This is a genomic window from Grimontia hollisae CIP 101886 (genome assembly GCF_000176515.1).
GTDB classification, from domain to species: Bacteria; Pseudomonadota; Gammaproteobacteria; order Enterobacterales; family Vibrionaceae; genus Enterovibrio; species Enterovibrio hollisae.
This window is the reverse complement of record NZ_ADAQ01000009.1, coordinates 228,463-246,186: the sequence shown is the minus strand read 5'-3', so window position 1 is coordinate 246,186 and position 17,724 is coordinate 228,463. Positions and strand designations below refer to the sequence as shown.

Here is a 17,724-nt window from a genome sequence, read left to right as displayed (position 1 = left end):
ATCACCTTGCCGCGTCCCGTCAGCGTTGGTACATTTAGCGGAATTTGAAGAATTTTAATGCTTGCAGGATTAACCGAAGATTATGTTTAAGAAATTGCGAGGTATGTTCTCTAATGATCTGTCTATCGATCTGGGAACCGCTAACACTCTCATCTATGTGAAAGGACAGGGGATTGTTCTGGATGAACCTTCCGTTGTCGCAATTCGTCAAGATCGTGCAGGCTCACCAAAAAGCGTTGCGGCAGTAGGTCACGAAGCAAAACAAATGCTGGGCCGTACGCCAGGCAACATCGCGGCTATTCGTCCGATGAAAGACGGCGTTATCGCTGATTTTTATGTGACTGAGAAAATGTTGCAACACTTTATTAAAACCGTTCACGACCACAGTTTTATGCGCCCCAGCCCACGTGTACTGGTGGCGGTTCCTTGTGGTTCAACCCAGGTTGAGCGCCGTGCCATCCGTGAATCTGCGTTGGGTGCCGGTGCACGTGAGGTGTACCTGATTGACGAGCCAATGGCGGCGGCAATCGGGGCTGGCCTGCCAGTATCTGAAGCGACCGGTTCTATGGTGGTCGATATCGGTGGCGGTACCACTGAAGTGGCCGTTATCTCCCTGAACGGCGTGGTGTATTCTTCGTCTGTCCGCATCGGTGGTGACCGTTTTGACGAGTCCATCATCAACTATGTGCGCCGTAACTACGGCAGCCTGATTGGTGAAGCAACTGCTGAGCGCATCAAGCATGAGATAGGTTCTGCTTACCCAGGCGACGAGGTGCGTGAAATTGAAGTGCGCGGCCGCAATCTGGCAGAAGGTGTGCCACGCAGCTTTACCCTGAACTCCAACGAAATCCTGGAAGCACTGCAAGAGCCGCTGACCGGTATTGTGTCTGCAGTGATGGTGGCACTGGAACAATGTCCGCCAGAGTTGGCATCAGACATCTCTGAGCGCGGTATGGTGCTGACTGGCGGTGGTGCGCTGCTGCGGGATCTGGATCGTCTGCTGACCGAAGAAACCGGTATTCCGGTCGTTGTGGCTGAAGAGCCGTTGACCTGCGTTGCACGTGGTGGCGGTAAAGCGCTTGAAATGATCGACATGCACGGTGGCGATCTGTTCAGCGAAGATTGATCCTCTTCCACCAACAAACAGGTTGTAACTGAATGAAACCAATTTTTGGCCGTGGGCCATCACTACAATTACGCCTGTTCTTCGCTCTTTTACTATCAGCCAGCCTTATGCTGGCTGATAGCCGTTTGGGTGCTTTCACCAATTTCCGTTATTTGCTGAACTCATTGGTGGCTCCGTTGCAGTATGCCTCCAATGTGCCGCGTGATCTGCTGGACGACACATTCCGCCAGTTCACCTCGCATCAACAGTTGTTGATTGAAAACACCAGGCTCAAAGAAGAAGTGCTGATGCTCAGAAGCGACCAGCTGCTGTTTGAGCAGATGGAGCAGGAAAACCAGCGTCTTCGTGAACTGTTGGGATCGCCGTTTGTGCGTGATGAACGCAAGATGGTCGCAGAAGTGATGGCGGTGGACTCTGATCCTTACAAGCATCAGGTGATGATTGATAAAGGGCGTACCAATGGTGTTTACGAAGGTCAGCCAGTGATCAACGAGCGCGGCATTGTGGGACAGGTATCCTATGTCGGGGCACACAATAGCCGGGTGCTGCTGATTACTGACCCGACCCATGCGATCCCCGTGCAGGTGGTGCGCAATGATATTCGTGTCATTGCCTCAGGGCGTGGCGACAATGACAACATCCAGCTGGAGAACATTCCGAGCAGCACCGATATTGAGCCGGGCGATATGCTGGTGACATCCGGATTGGGCGGTGTCTTCCCGGAAGGGTATCCGGTGGCAAAGGTGACGTCCTTCTCGTTTGATAACAAGCGCCCGTTTGCCCAGGTTGACGCCAAGCCGGAAGTGCAGTTTGACCGGCTGAGGTATCTTCTGTTGGTATGGCCAACGGATGTGGAAAAGAAAGCAGTGATTGAAGATGCAGAACAAGTGCCGGTGGATGATGCGCCGTCTGACGCCGCAGGAGAAGAACAGCGACAAGAGGTAAGCAATGGCTAATTCAACCTTGCGTGGCCGTGCGCTTATCTGGCTTTCTTTTATTATTGCCCTGATTTTACAGGCAGCCCCCTGGCCAGGTGAACTGGCGCCTTTCCGTCCTTCCTGGGTGCTGCTGGTGGCATTTTACTGGGTGCTGGCATTGCCACACCGGGTGAATGTCGGGACTGCCTTGGTTGTCGGTTTGCTATGGGATTTGATGCTAGGCTCAACACTTGGCGTGCGCGGGTTGATGATGTCGGTAGTGGTGTATATCGTTGCGCTGAATTTCCAGATGCTGCGTAACATGTCACTTTGGCAACAGGCCGCGCTTCTGTGTTTGCTCACTTTAGCAGGAAAAGTGCTGGAGTTTTGGGCGGAGTATCTGGTCTCCAATGTTCAGTTCGATCCTTCGCAACTTTGGGCGGGCCTGCTTAACTTTTTATTATGGCCCTGGCTGTTTTTGTTGTTGCGACGGATACGCCGTCAGTTTTCGATTAAGTAACCTGGAGAAATCATGGCAGATCTTCAACTTTACCTCGCGTCTGCCTCACCCCGAAGAAAGGCGCTGCTGGAACAGCTTTCTGTCCCGTTTGAGATTTTACGTGTTGACGTGGAAGAGCGGCGCCAGCCCCATGAACAAGCGGCGGACTATGTTCGCCGTTTATCCCTGGATAAAGCCAAGGCCGGTGTGAATGTCGCCCCGCTCGATTTACCTGTACTGGGCTCTGATACTATTGTGGTGTGTGACGGTCATGTAATGGAAAAACCGTCGGATCTGGCGGCGTCACGACATATGTTGCGTCAGCTTTCCAACCGCCAGCATCAGGTGATGACTGCAGTGACACTTGCCGACCGGCACCGTTCGCTGACCACGCTGGTCACAACCCATGTCTGGTTCAAGCCTCTCAGTGATGATGACATTGACGCCTACTGGCAAAGCGGTGAGCCTTGTGACAAGGCGGGAAGTTATGCCATCCAAGGGCTGGGAGGCCGGTTCGTGACACGCATTGACGGCAGTTACCATGCCGTGGTCGGGTTGCCGCTTTATGAAACCGACACGCTGTTGAAAGAATTCCAACAATTACGTGGTAAAACCTTATGAACGCAGAGTTACTGATTAACGTAACGCCGTCAGAAACCCGCGTCGCCATGATAGAGGCGGGCTACCTGCAAGAGATCCACATTGAGCGCGAAGCCAAACGCGGCATTGTCGGCAACATATACAAAGGCAAAGTGAGCCGTGTATTGCCGGGTATGCAGGCGGCGTTTGTCGATATTGGTTTGGATAAAGCCGCGTTCTTGCATGCTTCTGATATCGTTCCCCACACCGAATGTGTCGCAGAAAACGAAAAGCAGCAGTTCCAGGTGCGTGATATTTCCGAACTGGTTCGCCAGGGGCAGGATATCGTGGTGCAGGTGGTGAAAGACCCGCTGGGTACCAAAGGTGCGCGCCTGACCACTGACATTACCTTACCGTCACGCTACCTGGTTTTCATGCCGGGTGCGTCCCATGTGGGGGTGTCTCAGCGCATTGAGAGTGAGGCAGAGCGTGAGCGCCTCAAACGCATTGTCTCTGAGTACTGTGATGACCTGGGTGGTTTTATTATTCGTACTGCTGCCGAGGGCGCATCTGAGCAGGAGATGGCCCAAGATGCAGCGTTTCTGAAGCGTCTGTGGAATAAAGTACTGGAGCGTCGTGCCAAACGTCCTTCCAAATCGATGCTTTACGGTGAGTTGGGACTCGCACAGCGTATTCTGCGAGATTTTGTCGGTACTGAGCTGGATATTATCCGTGTTGATTCCCGTTCAGCGGTGGAAGCGTTGCGGGAATTTACTGACGAGTTTGTCCCTGAGCTTTCTGACAAAATTGAGCTGTATACCGGTGAGCAACCCATTTTCGATATGTATGACACCGAAAATGAAATTCAGCGTTCACTTGACCGCAAGGTGGAGCTTAAATCCGGTGGTTACCTGATCATTGACCAGACTGAGGCCATGACCACGGTGGATATCAACACCGGTGCGTTTGTTGGCCGCCGTAATCTTGAAGAGACCATTTTCAACACCAACATTGAGGCGACCCGCGCGATCGCCCGCCAACTGCGCCTTCGTAACCTGGGCGGCATTATCATCATCGACTTTATCGACATGATCTCGGAAGAGCACCGTCAGCGTGTATTGCAATCTCTTGAGCTTGCGCTGTCGAAAGACCGTGTCAAAACCAACATCAATGGTTTTACCCAGCTTGGTCTGGTGGAGATGACCCGCAAACGTACCCGCGAAAGTATTGAACATGTGCTGTGTGGTGAGTGTCCAACTTGTGAAGGCCGTGGCTCGGTCAAAACCGTGGAGACCGTATGCTACGAAGTGCTGCGTGAAATTACCCGTGTTAACCGGGCGTATGATGCGGACAAGTTCGTGGTCTATGCATCACCGTCTGTGGGAGAAGCGCTGGAAGGTGATGAGTCACACGCGGTGGCTGAGTTGGAAGTCTTTATTGGCAAACAAGTGAAAGTGCATATAGAACCGCTGTATACCCAAGAGCAGTTTGATGTGGTGATGATGTAAGTGAGACAGTGCGTTTAATGGCTGGGTTGGCTCGACGTGTAGCAATAACGGTGAAATGGCTGGTTGTCGCGGTACTGGTGAGTGCCGCGGTGTTTACTGCGGCTATGCGTGTAGTCTTGCCCAATCTGGACACGGCAAAAGCGCCAATACAGCGATGGGTATCAGAGGCCAGTGGTTTCACCATCGATTTTTCCGCGTTCAAGGGGCACTGGCGTTATCTGGTGCCCTCTTTATCTTTGCATGATCTGACGCTTTCCACCGACGCCTCGCAGCTTGAAATCCTGACGGCGCAACGCATCGATATGCAATTTGACCTCTGGGCCAGCTTGCAACGCCGTGAACCGACGTTTTCCAATGTGTCTATCAACGGCCTGAATGTTGACCTGACCCAGCTTTCCGAGCGTGATAATTCGGGCAGTGAAAGCCTGAGGGCCCAGCTGGAACGTCTGTTTTTGGTGGAGCTTGGCCAGTTCACCATCAAAGATGCCAAGGTCACTTTACTCTCGCCTTCTGAAGAGCGCCAAACCATCAATATCGCCTCTCTTTTGTGGGATAACCGGGAAAGAACCCACCATGTTCAGGGGGTGGTCAGTGTGCAGGGCACGTCGCTGAACAAGGTAGAAGTGCAAGGCGTTTTCACAGAAGACAGTGGATTAAGTTCTCTAGATGGCGATTTTTACCTCAAAGCCGATGATGTCTCGCTAAAAAGATGGATTGGGACCTTCATCAACCCGGATGTCTCCCTGGTCAAAGCCACAGTTGGGGGGGAAGCCTGGCTGACAGTGGAAAATGGCCACCCGCGTTCAGCGCTGGTCAGTCTCAGCGGCAGTGACGTGGCTTGGTCCCCGAACACTCCCACGCTTCAGGAACAACAAAGTAATACCCAATCCGTAAAGGTGGAGCGCGGTCAAATCTTGCTTGAGCACTCCGCATCAGGCTGGCATGTGGCGACCGATAACTTTGCGATTAAAACCGGTGGCAGGCTGTGGCCTGAGCCAAACCTGCGTGCCGAGATTGGTGACAGGCAATGGCAGCTCAATGTCAGGCAGCTTGATGTGGGGTTACTGTTGCCCCTGCGTGAACTGGTGTCGTTGCCTGACGGGGTGGAAAATGCACTGCAGGCCCTTTCTCCCGACGGGAAGGCGCAGGATATCCGTGTCGCCAAAACTGACGGGGAAGCTGTGCGCTATTCAGCAGCGCTCAATGATATCTGTTTCGGGCATTGGGGGTATTTGCCGGAAGTACATAAACTCGATATGACGCTGGCGGGCGAAGGCCGCAACGGCAAGGTCGTGTTGTCGATGACCGATGACACCCTGCCGTATGGTGATTTTTTTCAGGCGCCACTTAATATCGAGCAAGGCGAGGTTGTCGGCTTCTGGACGCTGGATGATCAGCGTGTGACCATCTGGTCGGATCGGGTGGCAGTGCGCTCTCCGCATCTGGACGTGTTGGGAGAGTTCCGTCTTGATATTCCGTTTGATGACAGCAGTTCCTGGCTCGCCTTTTATGCCGAAGCCAGCCTGAACAACGCCGGTGAAACCTGGCGATATCTGCCCACCCTAGCCCTTGGTGAAACGTTGACAGACTACCTCTCAGCGGCAATCCGAGGTGGTCAGGCTGATCACGCCAAGCTGGTGTGGTATGGCGATTTCGCTACCTTTCCATACCCTGAACATCAGGGAATTTTTCAGGCCTATGTACCTCTGAAAAACGCCCAGTTCAGTTTTGACACCCAGTGGCCGACGTTGACTGAGCTGGATTTAGATCTGCTGTTCCAAAATGATGCGCTGTACCTCGATGCCTCCAATGTTGGGTTGATGGGCGCGCGTGGGTACGGCTTGAAAGGAAAAATTCCGTCTTTCAGTGACGATAACAGCGTGCTGTTGATTGATGCCAATATTGCGTCCAGCGGTGAGGATCTGCGTGAATACATGCTGGCCACGCCGCTGGTGGACTCTGTCGGTGCCGCGCTGACCCATGTGCAGGTCGACGGCAAGGTTGAGGGCAATATCTCCCTCAATATTCCCCTCAATGGTGATGATGTGCTGGTGAAAGGGCGGGCATCCCTCAACAACAGTCAGGTGTCGATTGTCAGTCCTGAGATGACCTTCAACAATGTCAGCGGTGAGATTGTATTTGATAACGACGTGGTCTGGGCGGACAAGCTCACTGCTAGCTTACTTGAGCAGCCGGTGGCAATCGGTTTCAGGGGGGAAACGGAATCAGACAGTTATCTGGTCAATATCGACATTGATGGCAGGTGGGATGCAGACAGGCTGAAAAAAGCACTCAGCCAACCTGATCTTTCGATTATCGAGGGGCAGTCAGACTGGGATCTGAATGTGGGGATTGCACTCAGAGACGTGGGCTTTACTTATGATATCAATCTGGATGCGGACCTGAACGCCATGCAAGTGAACCTGCCAGCGCCGTTTGATAAACCGTTATCTACGACAGGTTGGGGTAGCCTCAAAGCGTCTGGTGATGCTCAGAGCCTGGTGGGGCAGGTGGTGCTGCCGAACCTTAAATATCAGGCCAATGTTGATATCAGCCATGATATTCCCGTGGTAACCAAGAGCCGCATTGTGATGGGTGAAGGAGAGCTCTCTTTGCAGCCTCTTTCCGGCAATGGCGTCAGCATTAACGTGCCGGAACTGGATATCCCGGCCTGGAAGGATGTCATTTCACGGCTTGAAGCCGCCCACCAAGACCCGAAAGCATCGTTCCCCGTGGTTTTGCCCGCACCGTCAAGGCTGAATGTGAAAGCGGACAGGATCAAAGCCGGCGAACTGGTTTTTAATCACTTTTCCATGGCAGCACGGAAGAAAAGTGACGGTTACCATGTATTGGTGGGCAGTGAGGAGTTAGCGGGCGATGCGTGGTGGGATGAAGATGACTTTCTGACGGCAACCATTGAGCATCTTTTCCTCAATGTGGACCTGGATAAAGACAGCCAAGAGCGTGAAACCCCGGCGCAGCAGCACGCCAGTAACCGGACGGCATCTGATTTTGACCGCGCCATGATGCGTTATATTCCTTCGACAGACTTGACCATCAAAGAACTCTGGGTTCAAGGCTATCGTCTTGGCAGCGTAAACACCCAACTGCTGAAACGGGGAGACACTATCACGATGCCAAAATTTGTTCTCGACAGCGGTGGCACACAGATACGGGCAAGCGGTGACTGGTCTATTACCCGGCAAGGTTTTAATCATTCGGATCTGACGTTTGACGTAACAGCCAATAACAGCAGTGATCTGATGGGGCGCTTTGCGGTGACGGGGGGCATACAGGATGCCACTATGAAGTCCTCTGGCCAGATCAGTTTTGACGGCGCCCCTTGGGCGGTGGATGTTGCCAGCATGGATGGCACACTCACGACCAAGATCGAAAACGGATACATCAGTGGCGTTGGCGGAGCCGGCCGTTTGCTTGGTCTTTTTAGCCTGGATTCTATCTTGCGAAAAATGCAGCTCGATTTCACCGGCGTATTTGAAGATGGTCTGGCTTTTGATGAGATAAGTGGCAGCGCATCAATCACTAACGGGGTTATTGTCACGGATAATATCCAGATGAAAGCACTGGCAGGTGATATGTTTATAAGAGGGATAGCAAATCTTGCGAAAAATCAGGTGAATGCGGACGTCAGGTTTGTGCCAGATTTAACCTCCGGGATCCCGGTGTTTACCGCGTTTGCTGTCACCCCTCAAACTGCGCTTTATGTCCTGGCTGTCACCACGGTGCTTTCGCCGGTGGTCGATGCGTTTACACAGGTTCGCTATCAGGTCAGCGGGGCGATTGATGATCCGGTTGTCAGGGAAGTGTCGCGCAGTACCGGCGAAGTGACATTGCCAGAAAAAGCCTTTAAGCGCTTGCGAGAACAGCAGAAGGAGCAATAGGTTATGACCATGTTTGGCGTCGTACAAATGAATTCAGGGATGGATCCGCAAGACAATCTTGACGTGCTAGACGCGCAGTTAGCACACCTTCGTATTCAGGGTGTCCGTCTGGTACTGACACCGGAAAACTGTCTGGTATTTGGCACCAAGGAAGATTACGAGAAGCATGCGGAAGTGCTGGGGCATGGCCCCTTACAGAAAAAACTGTCCCAGTTAGCATTCGAACAGGGCCTTTGGCTGGTGGTGGGCTCTTTCCCCATCCGCAATAATGATGGCACCCTGAGCACCACCTGTCTGGTCTATGACGCTGCCGGTAACCTCCGTGCTTCTTACGAAAAATTGCACATGTTTGATGTGGATATTGCCGACAACCACCGCAGTTACCGCGAATCCGACACCTTTAAATCCGGTGATAATCTGGTACTGGTGGATACGCCGTTTGGCACATTGGGCCTGTCAATTTGTTATGACATCCGTTTTCCGCAGTTGTACTCCGCACTTCGTCAGCGTGGTGCAGACATCATCGCTATTCCTGCTGCGTTTACCAAAGTGACCGGGGTGGCGCACTGGGAGGTGTTGCTCCGTGCTCGTGCTATTGAGACCCAGTGTTGGGTACTGGCTGCTGCACAGTGTGGCAGTCACCAGGGGGGACGGGAAACCTATGGGCATTCGATGATTGTTGATCCCTGGGGACAGGTTGTCACCGCGTTGGGTGATCAGGTAGGCAGTGCATGGGCAGAGATTGATCTTGCCTCCAACAGCGCTATCCGCAATAAAATGCCTGTCCTGCAACATGCCCGGTTGCAATGCGCAATGAAATAGCGCAACCTCGATGCCAATTCGTTCCCACACTATAGCTGGTTGTGGGACTTTCTTTTTTAGCGCTAAAGAGCAGTTTATTCATGAGCCTGGAACACGTGGAAGAAACCATACTGCACCTTTCCGGTGTCAGTAAAAGTCAACTCAGCCAAACCCTGGAGCACCTGGCAGCAAGAAACATCGACTATGGCGATGTGTATTTTCAGTCCTGCTGGCATGAATCCCTGATGCTGGAAGATTCCATCATCAAAGACGGCTCTTTCAATATCGACCGGGGCGTTGGTGTCCGTGCCATCAGCGGTGAAAAGACCGGCTTTGCCTACTCAGACCAAATCAATGCCGATGCCCTGATGCAAAGCGCCACTGCAGCACGTGGTATTGCTGATAAGAACGGTAAGCTGAAAGTTTCAGCGTTTGCGACCCGTCAGTATCCGATGATCTATCAGGCAGTCGATCCACTGCAAAGCATGACCAAGCAGGAAAAAATTGCCCTGCTGAAAGACGTTGATGCCTATGTGCGCGCCAAGGAGCCGTTGGTGCAGGAAGTGTCGGTCAGCATCGTGGGTGTTTACGAGCAGGTGTTGATTGCCGCAACAGACGGCACCTATGCAGCGGATATCCGTCCACTGGTCCGGTTTTCTGTCAGTGTACTGGTGGAAAAAGACGGGCGTCGCGAGCGTGGTTCGGCGGGCGGAGGTGGCCGTTTTGATTACACCTATTTTACCTCAGAAGAAGACGGGAAAACCGTGGCGATGAATTACGCGGACGAGGCAGTCAGGCAGGCGCTGGTTAATCTGCATGCCAAAGGCGCACCGGCGGGAACCATGCCTGTGGTTTTGGGTGCCGGCTGGCCGGGTGTCCTGCTGCATGAAGCGGTCGGTCATGGCCTTGAAGGGGACTTCAACCGCAAGGAATCGTCAGTCTTTACCGGACAAATCGGTGAGCAGGTGACATCACCGCTTTGTACCATTGTGGATGACGGCACGTTAAAAGATCGCCGCGGTTCCCTGAATATCGACGATGAAGGTGTGCCGGGCCAATATAACGTGCTGATTGAAAAAGGCATCCTCAAAGGCTATATGCAGGACAAGCACAATGCGCGCCTGATGGGCGTCGCCCCGACGGGTAACGGTCGACGCGAGTCTTACGCACACCTGCCGATGCCGCGGATGACAAACACTTACATGCTGGCAGGGGAAAGCACACCGGAAGAGATCATCAGCAGCGTCGAATATGGCCTGTATGCCCCGAACTTTGGTGGCGGTCAGGTCGATATCACATCCGGTAAGTTTGTGTTCTCAACCAGCGAAGCCTACCTGATTGAAAACGGCAAGGTGACCACACCGGTGAAAGGCGCAACCCTGATTGGCAGTGGCATTGAAGCGATGCAACAGGTCTCGATGGTGGGGAACGATCTGAAACTCGACCGTGGTGTCGGCGTCTGCGGTAAAGCCGGCCAGAGTGTCGCGGTCGGCGTCGGCCAGCCAACCCTGAAGCTGGATGCCATGACAGTGGGCGGCACCGAGTAACTTTCTGATATAAAACATAAAAAAGCCGGGTGACCCCGGCTTATTCAGTCTTCAGACTCTTCGCGCAGTGCTTTCAGCATCTGGAAGATTTCGCGGTATGCTTTGGGCGGCTTATTGCCTTCCTGCTCTTTCTTGGCCTGACGGGCAAGTTGGCGCAGTTTCTGGCGATCGGCGTTAGGGTATTGCGCAACCACATCGTTGATGGCTTTGTCGCCTTCTGCCACCACACGGTCACGCAGCTTTTCCATCTTGTGCAATTCGATAGATTGCTGGCTGTGTTTGTTGCGCAGCAGATCCAGCGCTGCCTGAATCGGCTCAGGATCGCGGGCACGCATCAACTTGCCAATGTATTGCATCTGGCGGCGTTTGGCTTCTTTTTCAAAGCGTTGGGCATCGGCAATCGCAGCACGCAGATCGTCATCCAGTGGAAATTTTGCCAACACAGCCGGTTTCAGTGCCACCAGCTCTTCACCCAGCTTTTGCAGCGCTTCCATGTCGCGTTTCATTTCGCTCTTACTGACCCAAATGATCTCTTCTTCCTCTTCCCAAGGCTCACGTTTGTTCTTACGGCCCATAATGCTTCCCGAGGTTGTCACTTTCTATAACGGCGTATCTTATCAAGAATGTCGAATTTTGCTGGTGTTTTTTAAGCATAGCGGCCCATTCGAATGGTATGCTTAGCCATAACACCCATCAATTTAAGACCTTATGGACGTGAAACAACAGGTAGCTCAGCAACGTGCGGAGCTGGAAGCGGCGGTGAGCCGTGCATTGGAACTGGCAGGCAAGAAAGCCGATGCAGCGGAAGTGGCCATCACCAAAACCACTGGTATCAGTGTTTCTACCCGTATGTGCGAGGTGGAAAACGTGGAGTTTAACAGCGATGGTGCGCTGGGGATCACGGTTTATCGCGGAAACCGTAAAGGGAGTGCGTCGACGTCGGATTTATCTGAAAAAGCGATTATCCAAACGGTTGAAGCGGCACTGGATATTGCTAACTTTACGTCAGAAGATCCTTTCTCAGGCCCCGGCCCGAAAGAACTGATGGCCTTCGAGTACCCGGATCTGGATTTGTTCCATCCTGACGAGCCAGAGCCGGATCATGCGGCGGAAAAAGCCATCGCAGCGGAGCGTGCTGCACTGGCGCACGACAAGCGTATCAAGTTCAGTGACGGGGCGAGTTATGACAGCCACTACGGCGTGCGTGTTTACGGCAACAGCCACGGTATGCTGGGCAGTTATGCCTCCAGCCGCCACAGTATCAGTTGCAGTGTGATTGCCGAAGACAGCAAAGGTATGGAGCGCGATTACAGCTACACCGTCTCCCGTGATAAGGACGAGTTGTGGGCGCCTGAAAAAGTGGGTATTGAAGCGGCTAAGCGCACCCTTGCGCGCATGGATCCACGCCGCTTGTCGACAGGCCAGTTTCCGGTGATGTTCGCGGCGGACGTGGCAACGGGTCTGCTCGGCCATCTGGTGATGGGGATCAGTGGCTCGAACCTGTACCGTAAATCATCTTTCCTGCTGGATAAGCTGGGTCATCAAATCCTGCCCGATTGGTTCGAAATCTATGAGCGTCCGCATATCCTGAAAGGCATGGCCAGTGCGCCGTTTGACAGCGAAGGCCTGATCACCCGCGATCTGGATATTATCAAGGCTGGTGAACTCCAGAGCTACCTTGCCACCAGTTATGCCGCCCGCAAACTGAATATGCAGCCAACCGGCCATGCTGGTGGCATTCATAACTGGTTTGTGAAAAATACCGGCCAGTCGTTCGAACAAATGCTGAAAGAGCTGGGTACCGGCCTTCTGGTCACAGAGTTGATGGGTCAGGGCGTCAATATCGTTACTGGTGATTATTCCCGTGGTGCGGCAGGGTTCTGGGTCGAAAACGGAGAAATCCAATATCCGGTCAGTGAAATCACTATTGCAGGCAACCTGTCAGATATGTACAGGCAGATCGTGGCTGTTGGGGCAGATACTGAGTTCCGTAGCCAGATCCAGACTGGGTCAATTCTGATTGAATCGATGAAAATAGGTGGCGAATAACGTTTCTGCCATCCCCAATCTGCGCACATCCACAAAAAGCTACTTTCACGCCATGAAAGTGGCTTTTTTGTCTGATGATGAGGCTCAACGGCATCTAATACCCAATAATATTGCGGGACTTTACTTTTCCTGTCAGCAGCTTATTCAGCGCGATAGAGATCAGCATACTTACTAAAATAACGATCAGGCAAGTGACCAGAAAGTAGGGAATATTTGTCGATTCCGGATGATTGAGAAAAGGTAGCCTTTTCATGGTTGTCAGTACCCAGGGATGAATGAAAAATATTGCAAAGCTGGTATCGGAGATAAGATCTACTAACTTGGTTTTAAAAGCGAAAGTCTCCATAACAAAATAAAGGCCGAGAGATAAACACATCTTTTGAATGAACATGATGTCAATGCCACCATATTCAAACATCCCTTTTATGTAATTGCCATTATGGCCTAATGTATATTGATAAAAGGCGAGAGAAATGGTGAGAAAAATAAACATCCCTCCCTTTAAACCGCAGTGCTTATTCACAGAATTACGGTAAAGAGATAGATAAATACCTGTCAGATAAAAAGGAGTAAAATAGAAAAGCATCTGTATTGGATTAATGTTTTCATATGATCGATGAATAAACATTGATGCAACTGAGGAAAAAGCAATAATAATAATTTGGGTGCGTTGGGATAGTTGTATAAATTTATAATGAAGAGGAGAAGAGAGAAAAAGGAGTACAGCGAAAGGGATGTACCAATAGGCTGTCAACATGCGTCCGGTAAGGTAATATTTTATTGTAGTTGTCAGTGTATTATCCTCAGGAGAGAAAAACACAACTTTGTTATAATCCGCATCGGGTGAAAAAAAACCAGACTTAATGATATAAACAAGAGCGATTGCAAATGTTGCGAGAATTAAGTAAGGAAAAATCACTCTTTCAATTTTTCCTTTCATGAAAGATTTAAATTGATATCTTTTATAAAAGACATGATGAAACATATACCCGGAAATAAAAACAAAAAGTGCTGTGCCGCCAGATATTATATTCTTTATAACTGACATCAATCCTGTTGTATTTTCAAGGCCGTAAACATAAGTGTGGCTCATGACAATAGAAATAATAGCAATGGCCCTGTAATTGTGGATGGATTGCAAGAACATTATGAACTCCTGTACTAACATTCTGGCGCACATTCTACGTTTGTTATGTTAAGAATAGTGTCTAACTTTTGATTGTACAGACGAATTAAGGCCGCTAATGGCTTGAAGCCGTTCGTTTTTTAATGGTAGGGAGCCAGGGTGTCCGTATAAACGGTTAGGGTTTAGCCATTGACGTCAATCCGGCCATAAGGACCTGCTCCAAGAAGGCGGGTTTCATCATGCAATGTTTCTGTTTCATCGGCACGCTAATCTTGGTGGGTTCTGCCCTGAGCATGTTAAGTGCCATGTGTTTTAACCCTGCCAAGTTTTCAGCGGCGTTTTCTCGGTAAATCTGGCAAGCATCCTCCCGCATACTGACATCTAAAATCCAATGCATGGACTCAATGCCCCAGAGCACGTTTCGATGCCTATACGCATGGCTGGCATGTTTGCTAATGTAGTCAGCAACTTAGCGCGATATACAGATTTATGAAGGATGACTTTACCTCGGTCATCAACTGCGTGCAGAGAGAAGTGGTGTTTGGCGAGGTCAACGCCACAATGGATTAGAGAAGACATGGTTACCTCCGGTATTTAAAGCGACACCTAAGTGTGGCAAATCCTCGTGAGAGGGAATCCATGTCATTCGTTATGTGAACAGAGGGGCTCTCTTAACCCCTCTCATATTCTGGGTGTTTAGTAAGGTGCTATATTCGGGTCAACACACTGGAATATTTGGCCGAAATTGTGATCACTTGAAAGGAGTTCATGACTTAATCGAGCAACTTCCCCTCGAGTAATTGCACCATGCACCTCAGAATTTTGAGACAGTTCTCCCTGGCCAGTTGGAGCGCCGTCTTTAAGTCCTCCGGGACGGAGGATAATGTAATCTAACTTACTGCTTTGAAGCCAAGCTTCAGCGAGAGTTTTCTCTCGAACAGCAGCTCCAAAGACTTGTTTTGCTCGGTCTGAAAGGTACTGCCAAGAATCACCACAACCTAACGATGTAACTAATAATAATCGGGTTGAAGAGGTATTCTCAAGAGCATCCGTTAAGTAGCGGTGGCCAATGTAATCGACTGGGTTATCCGAGTGAAAGCTGCCCATTGTTGAAATGTTAAAGGTGTTCTCTGGTAACTCAGAAACCGCCTTTTCAACTTGCTCTTTATCTGTTGCATCACAACATATTGAAGTTACGTTGTACTCGGTAAGCATAGGGTTTTTACTTGGAGTACGAGAAATAGCGATAACATTAGCGCCTTGTTTGTGGAAGTAGTCGACCATAGCTGCCCCCAATCCACTGGCAGCGCCCCAAATAGCAATATTCATCATACATATATCTCATTTGTTGGTAATGATAATAGTTTGCATGTTTATAAGGTTATAGTCACTAGGTCGCTTCAAATTTCACAAAGCATTTAAGAGCAGGGTGTCCGCATGAATGGTTGGGATTTAGCCATTGACAGGCCCTTTGCCTTTTGCGGCCCGGTAGTTTTCAACCATCACAATACTGGTTAGCCCATTCCAGGTGGAGAAGTCACCGTCCAACTCACGTGCACTCAGGACATGGCAAGTACGCGCTTCAATCCGGGTTGGCGCTGGCATAGGCACTCACCATATAGATGGTGCTTTGCCTGTCGTTTCTGTCATAAGAGCCGCGTAAGGTCTTGCCATCAATAGCGACCACTTCACCACCGGTTAGCTTGTGAACGGCTTTCATCCAGGTCAGAAAGCAATCGCGGAATTCAGCGGGATCAATATTTGAAATCAGACGAGCAAAGGTATCATCAACGGGTACCCCTTTTTCAAACAAGCCCTGTTTAAGGAACCACTCATGGTGACCAAGAACGTACTCGCGAATATCATTCCAGCCTTGGCCTCCAGCGATTACGACACAGATTGAACCAAATAGAATATCAAACAGTGGGTAGTCTACTTTTGCGCTTTGTCGCTCGTCACGGATGATGCTGAAATGTGCTTTGATGGTATCTAAATTCATGGCTCCTCCTCAAAAGAGGAGCATAAGATCACAGTCGACTCGTCAGGTTAATTTTGACCTCGAATTGGACAAAAAACATTCATGATCTTGCCCTGGGTAGGGAGCACTGTGTGATTGAGTGGCAGGTTGCGTGGGATTTTCATCTTGGTTATCCGGTAGGTCACCAGATAATCACGATTAAAAAGCCTCGCTGGGAGGCTTTTTACGTATCCCTTGGGGTCAGACCAAAAACAGCGTTGCCAGTCCAAGGAAAACGGAGAGACCAACCATGTCAGTAATTGTGGTCAAGGCCATTCCGCCAGCAAGCGCGGGATCGACTTTCATTTTTTTGAGTAGGATTGGAACGGTGACACCGGCCACCCCTGCCACGACCAGATTGGTCAGCATCGCCGCAGCAATAATGCCTCCCAGCATCAGATTTCCTTTCCACAGTACGACCACACCACCAATGATACAGGCCCAGACTACACCGTTTAAAAGCCCCACCAGCGCTTCTTTATTGAGCAGCCAGCGGGTGTTGGAATCACCGATATGGCCGACAGCAAGACCACGGATCACCAGCGCGACAGTCTGGTTACCGGCAACTCCTCCCATAGAGGGGACGATAGTCATCAACACTGCAATGGCTGCCATCTGATCAAGGGTGTTTTCAAAAAGATTTGAGACAGAGGCTGCCGCCAGAGCAGCAAGGACATTGGCACCGAGCCAGATACTCCGGCTACGGGCAGATTTCAGGACCGGTGCGAAGGTGTCTTCTTCGTCATCCAGACCTGCCATACTCATCATGGAGTGCTCGGCATCTTCACGGATAATGTCGACTACGTCATCGATGGTGATACGGCCAACCAGGTGATATTCCTTATCAACCACCGGGGCTGAAACCCAGTTGCGGCGCTCAAACAGGCTGGCAACATCGCTGTCACTCATGTCGACGGGAATGGCATCGTCCACGTCTTCCATCACTTCCAGTACCTCGGTATCAGGCTGGGACGTCAAAAGGGCTGTGATAGCCAGTTCGCCAATCAAGCGGCTGTTTTCGTCCACCACATACAGAGCATCTGTGGCTTCAGGCAATTTCCCCTTCATACGCAGGTAACGTAGCACGACGTCGACAGTCACGTCCGAGCGGATGGTGACCACGTCGGTGTTCATCATCCCACCCGCTGTCTCTTCCGGGTAAGCCAGTGCCTGTTCAACCCGTGCACGATCCTGGGCATCCATTTGCGACAGGACATCCTGGGAAACGTTATCAGGTAAGCTTCGAAGCAGATAGGCTACATCATCGGTATCCATGCCTTCTGTTGCAGCGGCAAGCTGCTCAGGTTGCATTCGCACCATAATGCCGTCTTTCACATCTTCGGACAGCTCTTCGAGGATCTCACCTTGTTCTTCAGGATCGGTCAGTTGCCACAACACCAGGCGGCTTTTTGGGGGAGAGGCTTCAAGCAGGTGCGCAATGTCCTCCGGCTCCATGTCTTCGAGCATTCGACGGACATGCACGAACATGCCATTTTCAAGGGCTCGGCTGACTTCCTGCAACGTTTGGTGCGTTTGGCTAGGTTGTTCTACTTCGTAATTCTCTGCCATAGGAGTGTCCGGATATCGGCGGGTGACGCAATGACGTGAATATTAACGCAAACAGCCCAGACTGTCTTTGCACTTTGAGAATGA

The 17,724-nt window shown here is 51.1% G+C and carries 14 protein-coding genes and 3 pseudogenes; 9 read left to right on the top strand and 8 right to left on the bottom strand.

Translation table 11 applies throughout. From position 1 onward, the window contains the following. The first annotated feature begins 82 nt into the window (after nt 1-82). From mreB to tldD, 8 genes are all read left to right on the top strand, one after another. On the top strand, nt 83-1,126 hold the full coding sequence (gene mreB, locus VHA_RS04485; RefSeq protein WP_002537278.1) for a rod shape-determining protein MreB: 1,044 nt from the start codon (nt 83-85) through the stop codon (nt 1,124-1,126). Between the two features lie 32 nt (nt 1,127-1,158). Next, on the top strand, nt 1,159-2,082 hold the full coding sequence (mreC, locus tag VHA_RS04480) for a rod shape-determining protein MreC (RefSeq protein ID WP_005502232.1): 924 nt from the start codon (nt 1,159-1,161) through the stop codon (nt 2,080-2,082). Beyond that, nucleotides 2,075-2,563, top strand: a complete 489-nt coding sequence (gene mreD / locus VHA_RS04475; RefSeq protein WP_005502230.1) for a rod shape-determining protein MreD — start codon at nt 2,075-2,077, stop codon at nt 2,561-2,563. Before mreC ends, mreD begins: the two co-directional genes overlap by 8 nt. Nucleotides 2,564-2,575: 12 nt before the next feature. Beyond that, nucleotides 2,576-3,163 carry a Maf family protein gene (locus tag VHA_RS04470; RefSeq protein WP_005502227.1) on the top strand — a complete coding sequence of 196 codons (588 nt, stop codon included), beginning with the start codon at nt 2,576-2,578 and terminating at the stop codon, nt 3,161-3,163. Next, nucleotides 3,160-4,629 carry a ribonuclease G gene (rng, locus tag VHA_RS04465; protein WP_005502225.1) on the top strand — a complete coding sequence of 490 codons (1,470 nt, stop codon included), beginning with the start codon at nt 3,160-3,162 and terminating at the stop codon, nt 4,627-4,629. Before VHA_RS04470 ends, rng begins: the two co-directional genes overlap by 4 nt. Before the next feature lie 17 nt (nt 4,630-4,646). After that, on the top strand, nt 4,647-8,531 hold the full coding sequence (locus tag VHA_RS04460) for a YhdP family protein (RefSeq protein WP_005502223.1): 3,885 nt from the start codon (nt 4,647-4,649) through the stop codon (nt 8,529-8,531). Nucleotides 8,532-8,534: 3 nt separating this feature from the next. After that, nucleotides 8,535-9,353, top strand: a complete 819-nt coding sequence (locus tag VHA_RS04455) for a carbon-nitrogen hydrolase family protein (RefSeq protein ID WP_005502221.1) — start codon at nt 8,535-8,537, stop codon at nt 9,351-9,353. A gap of 80 nt (nt 9,354-9,433) precedes the next feature. After that, nucleotides 9,434-10,879 carry a metalloprotease TldD gene (gene tldD / locus VHA_RS04450; RefSeq protein WP_005502219.1) on the top strand — a complete coding sequence of 482 codons (1,446 nt, stop codon included), beginning with the start codon at nt 9,434-9,436 and terminating at the stop codon, nt 10,877-10,879. 44 nt (nt 10,880-10,923) lie between these two features. On the opposite strand, the gene yjgA is transcribed toward tldD, so the two are convergent. Continuing rightward, nucleotides 10,924-11,454 carry a ribosome biogenesis factor YjgA gene (gene yjgA, locus VHA_RS04445; protein WP_005502218.1) on the bottom strand — a complete coding sequence of 177 codons (531 nt, stop codon included), beginning with the start codon at nt 11,452-11,454 and terminating at the stop codon, nt 10,924-10,926. A 133-nt stretch (nt 11,455-11,587) separates the two neighbouring features. On the opposite strand from yjgA, the gene pmbA reads away from it, so the two are divergent. Then, complete coding sequence (gene pmbA, locus VHA_RS04440) at nt 11,588-12,928, top strand: metalloprotease PmbA (protein WP_005502217.1); 1,341 nt, start codon at nt 11,588-11,590, stop codon at nt 12,926-12,928. Nucleotides 12,929-13,022: 94 nt separating this feature from the next. On the opposite strand, the gene VHA_RS04435 is transcribed toward pmbA, so the two are convergent. The 7 genes and pseudogenes from VHA_RS04435 to mgtE form a co-directional block, all read right to left on the bottom strand. Further along, the gene (locus VHA_RS04435) at nt 13,023-14,075 is read right to left on the bottom strand and encodes an acyltransferase family protein (protein ID WP_005502216.1); all 1,053 of its coding nucleotides are present in this window, start codon (nt 14,073-14,075) and stop codon (nt 13,023-13,025) included. Nucleotides 14,076-14,229: 154 nt separating this feature from the next. After that, a pseudogene (locus tag VHA_RS04430) lies at nt 14,230-14,466 on the bottom strand (transposase); the annotation flags it as partial. After that, nucleotides 14,460-14,633: pseudogene (locus VHA_RS18550) on the bottom strand (IS110 family transposase); the annotation flags it as partial. The pseudogenes VHA_RS04430 and VHA_RS18550, both read right to left, overlap by 7 nt. Before the next feature lie 117 nt (nt 14,634-14,750). Further along, the gene (locus VHA_RS04425) at nt 14,751-15,386 is read right to left on the bottom strand and encodes an SDR family NAD(P)-dependent oxidoreductase (protein WP_172465013.1); all 636 of its coding nucleotides are present in this window, start codon (nt 15,384-15,386) and stop codon (nt 14,751-14,753) included. Nucleotides 15,387-15,506: 120 nt separating this feature from the next. Next, the gene (locus VHA_RS19275; protein ID WP_005502215.1) at nt 15,507-15,659 is read right to left on the bottom strand and encodes a hypothetical protein; all 153 of its coding nucleotides are present in this window, start codon (nt 15,657-15,659) and stop codon (nt 15,507-15,509) included. Further along, a pseudogene (locus VHA_RS04420) lies at nt 15,646-16,053 on the bottom strand (ISAs1 family transposase); the annotation flags it as partial. The pseudogene VHA_RS04420 and the gene VHA_RS19275, both read right to left, overlap by 14 nt. A 219-nt stretch (nt 16,054-16,272) precedes the next feature. Beyond that, complete coding sequence (mgtE, locus tag VHA_RS04415; protein WP_005502212.1) at nt 16,273-17,640, bottom strand: magnesium transporter; 1,368 nt, start codon at nt 17,638-17,640, stop codon at nt 16,273-16,275. Nucleotides 17,641-17,724 lie beyond the last annotated feature (84 nt).

Coding starts and splice junctions, on each gene's coding strand:
- VHA_RS19275 (WP_005502215.1), bottom strand. CDS start 15,659: ATGCCAGCGCCAACCCGGATTGAAGCGCGTACTTGCCATGTCCTGAGT.
- rng (WP_005502225.1), top strand. CDS start 3,160: ATGAACGCAGAGTTACTGATTAACGTAACGCCGTCAGAAACCCGCGTC.
- pmbA (WP_005502217.1), top strand. CDS start 11,588: ATGGACGTGAAACAACAGGTAGCTCAGCAACGTGCGGAGCTGGAAGCG.
- VHA_RS04435 (WP_005502216.1), bottom strand. CDS start 14,075: ATGTTCTTGCAATCCATCCACAATTACAGGGCCATTGCTATTATTTCT.
- VHA_RS04470 (WP_005502227.1), top strand. CDS start 2,576: ATGGCAGATCTTCAACTTTACCTCGCGTCTGCCTCACCCCGAAGAAAG.
- VHA_RS04455 (WP_005502221.1), top strand. CDS start 8,535: ATGACCATGTTTGGCGTCGTACAAATGAATTCAGGGATGGATCCGCAA.
- VHA_RS04425 (WP_172465013.1), bottom strand. CDS start 15,386: ATGATGAATATTGCTATTTGGGGCGCTGCCAGTGGATTGGGGGCAGCT.
- mreC (WP_005502232.1), top strand. CDS start 1,159: ATGAAACCAATTTTTGGCCGTGGGCCATCACTACAATTACGCCTGTTC.
- tldD (WP_005502219.1), top strand. CDS start 9,434: ATGAGCCTGGAACACGTGGAAGAAACCATACTGCACCTTTCCGGTGTC.
- mreD (WP_005502230.1), top strand. CDS start 2,075: ATGGCTAATTCAACCTTGCGTGGCCGTGCGCTTATCTGGCTTTCTTTT.
- mgtE (WP_005502212.1), bottom strand. CDS start 17,640: ATGGCAGAGAATTACGAAGTAGAACAACCTAGCCAAACGCACCAAACG.
- yjgA (WP_005502218.1), bottom strand. CDS start 11,454: ATGGGCCGTAAGAACAAACGTGAGCCTTGGGAAGAGGAAGAAGAGATC.
- mreB (WP_002537278.1), top strand. CDS start 83: ATGTTTAAGAAATTGCGAGGTATGTTCTCTAATGATCTGTCTATCGAT.
- VHA_RS04460 (WP_005502223.1), top strand. CDS start 4,647: ATGGCTGGGTTGGCTCGACGTGTAGCAATAACGGTGAAATGGCTGGTT.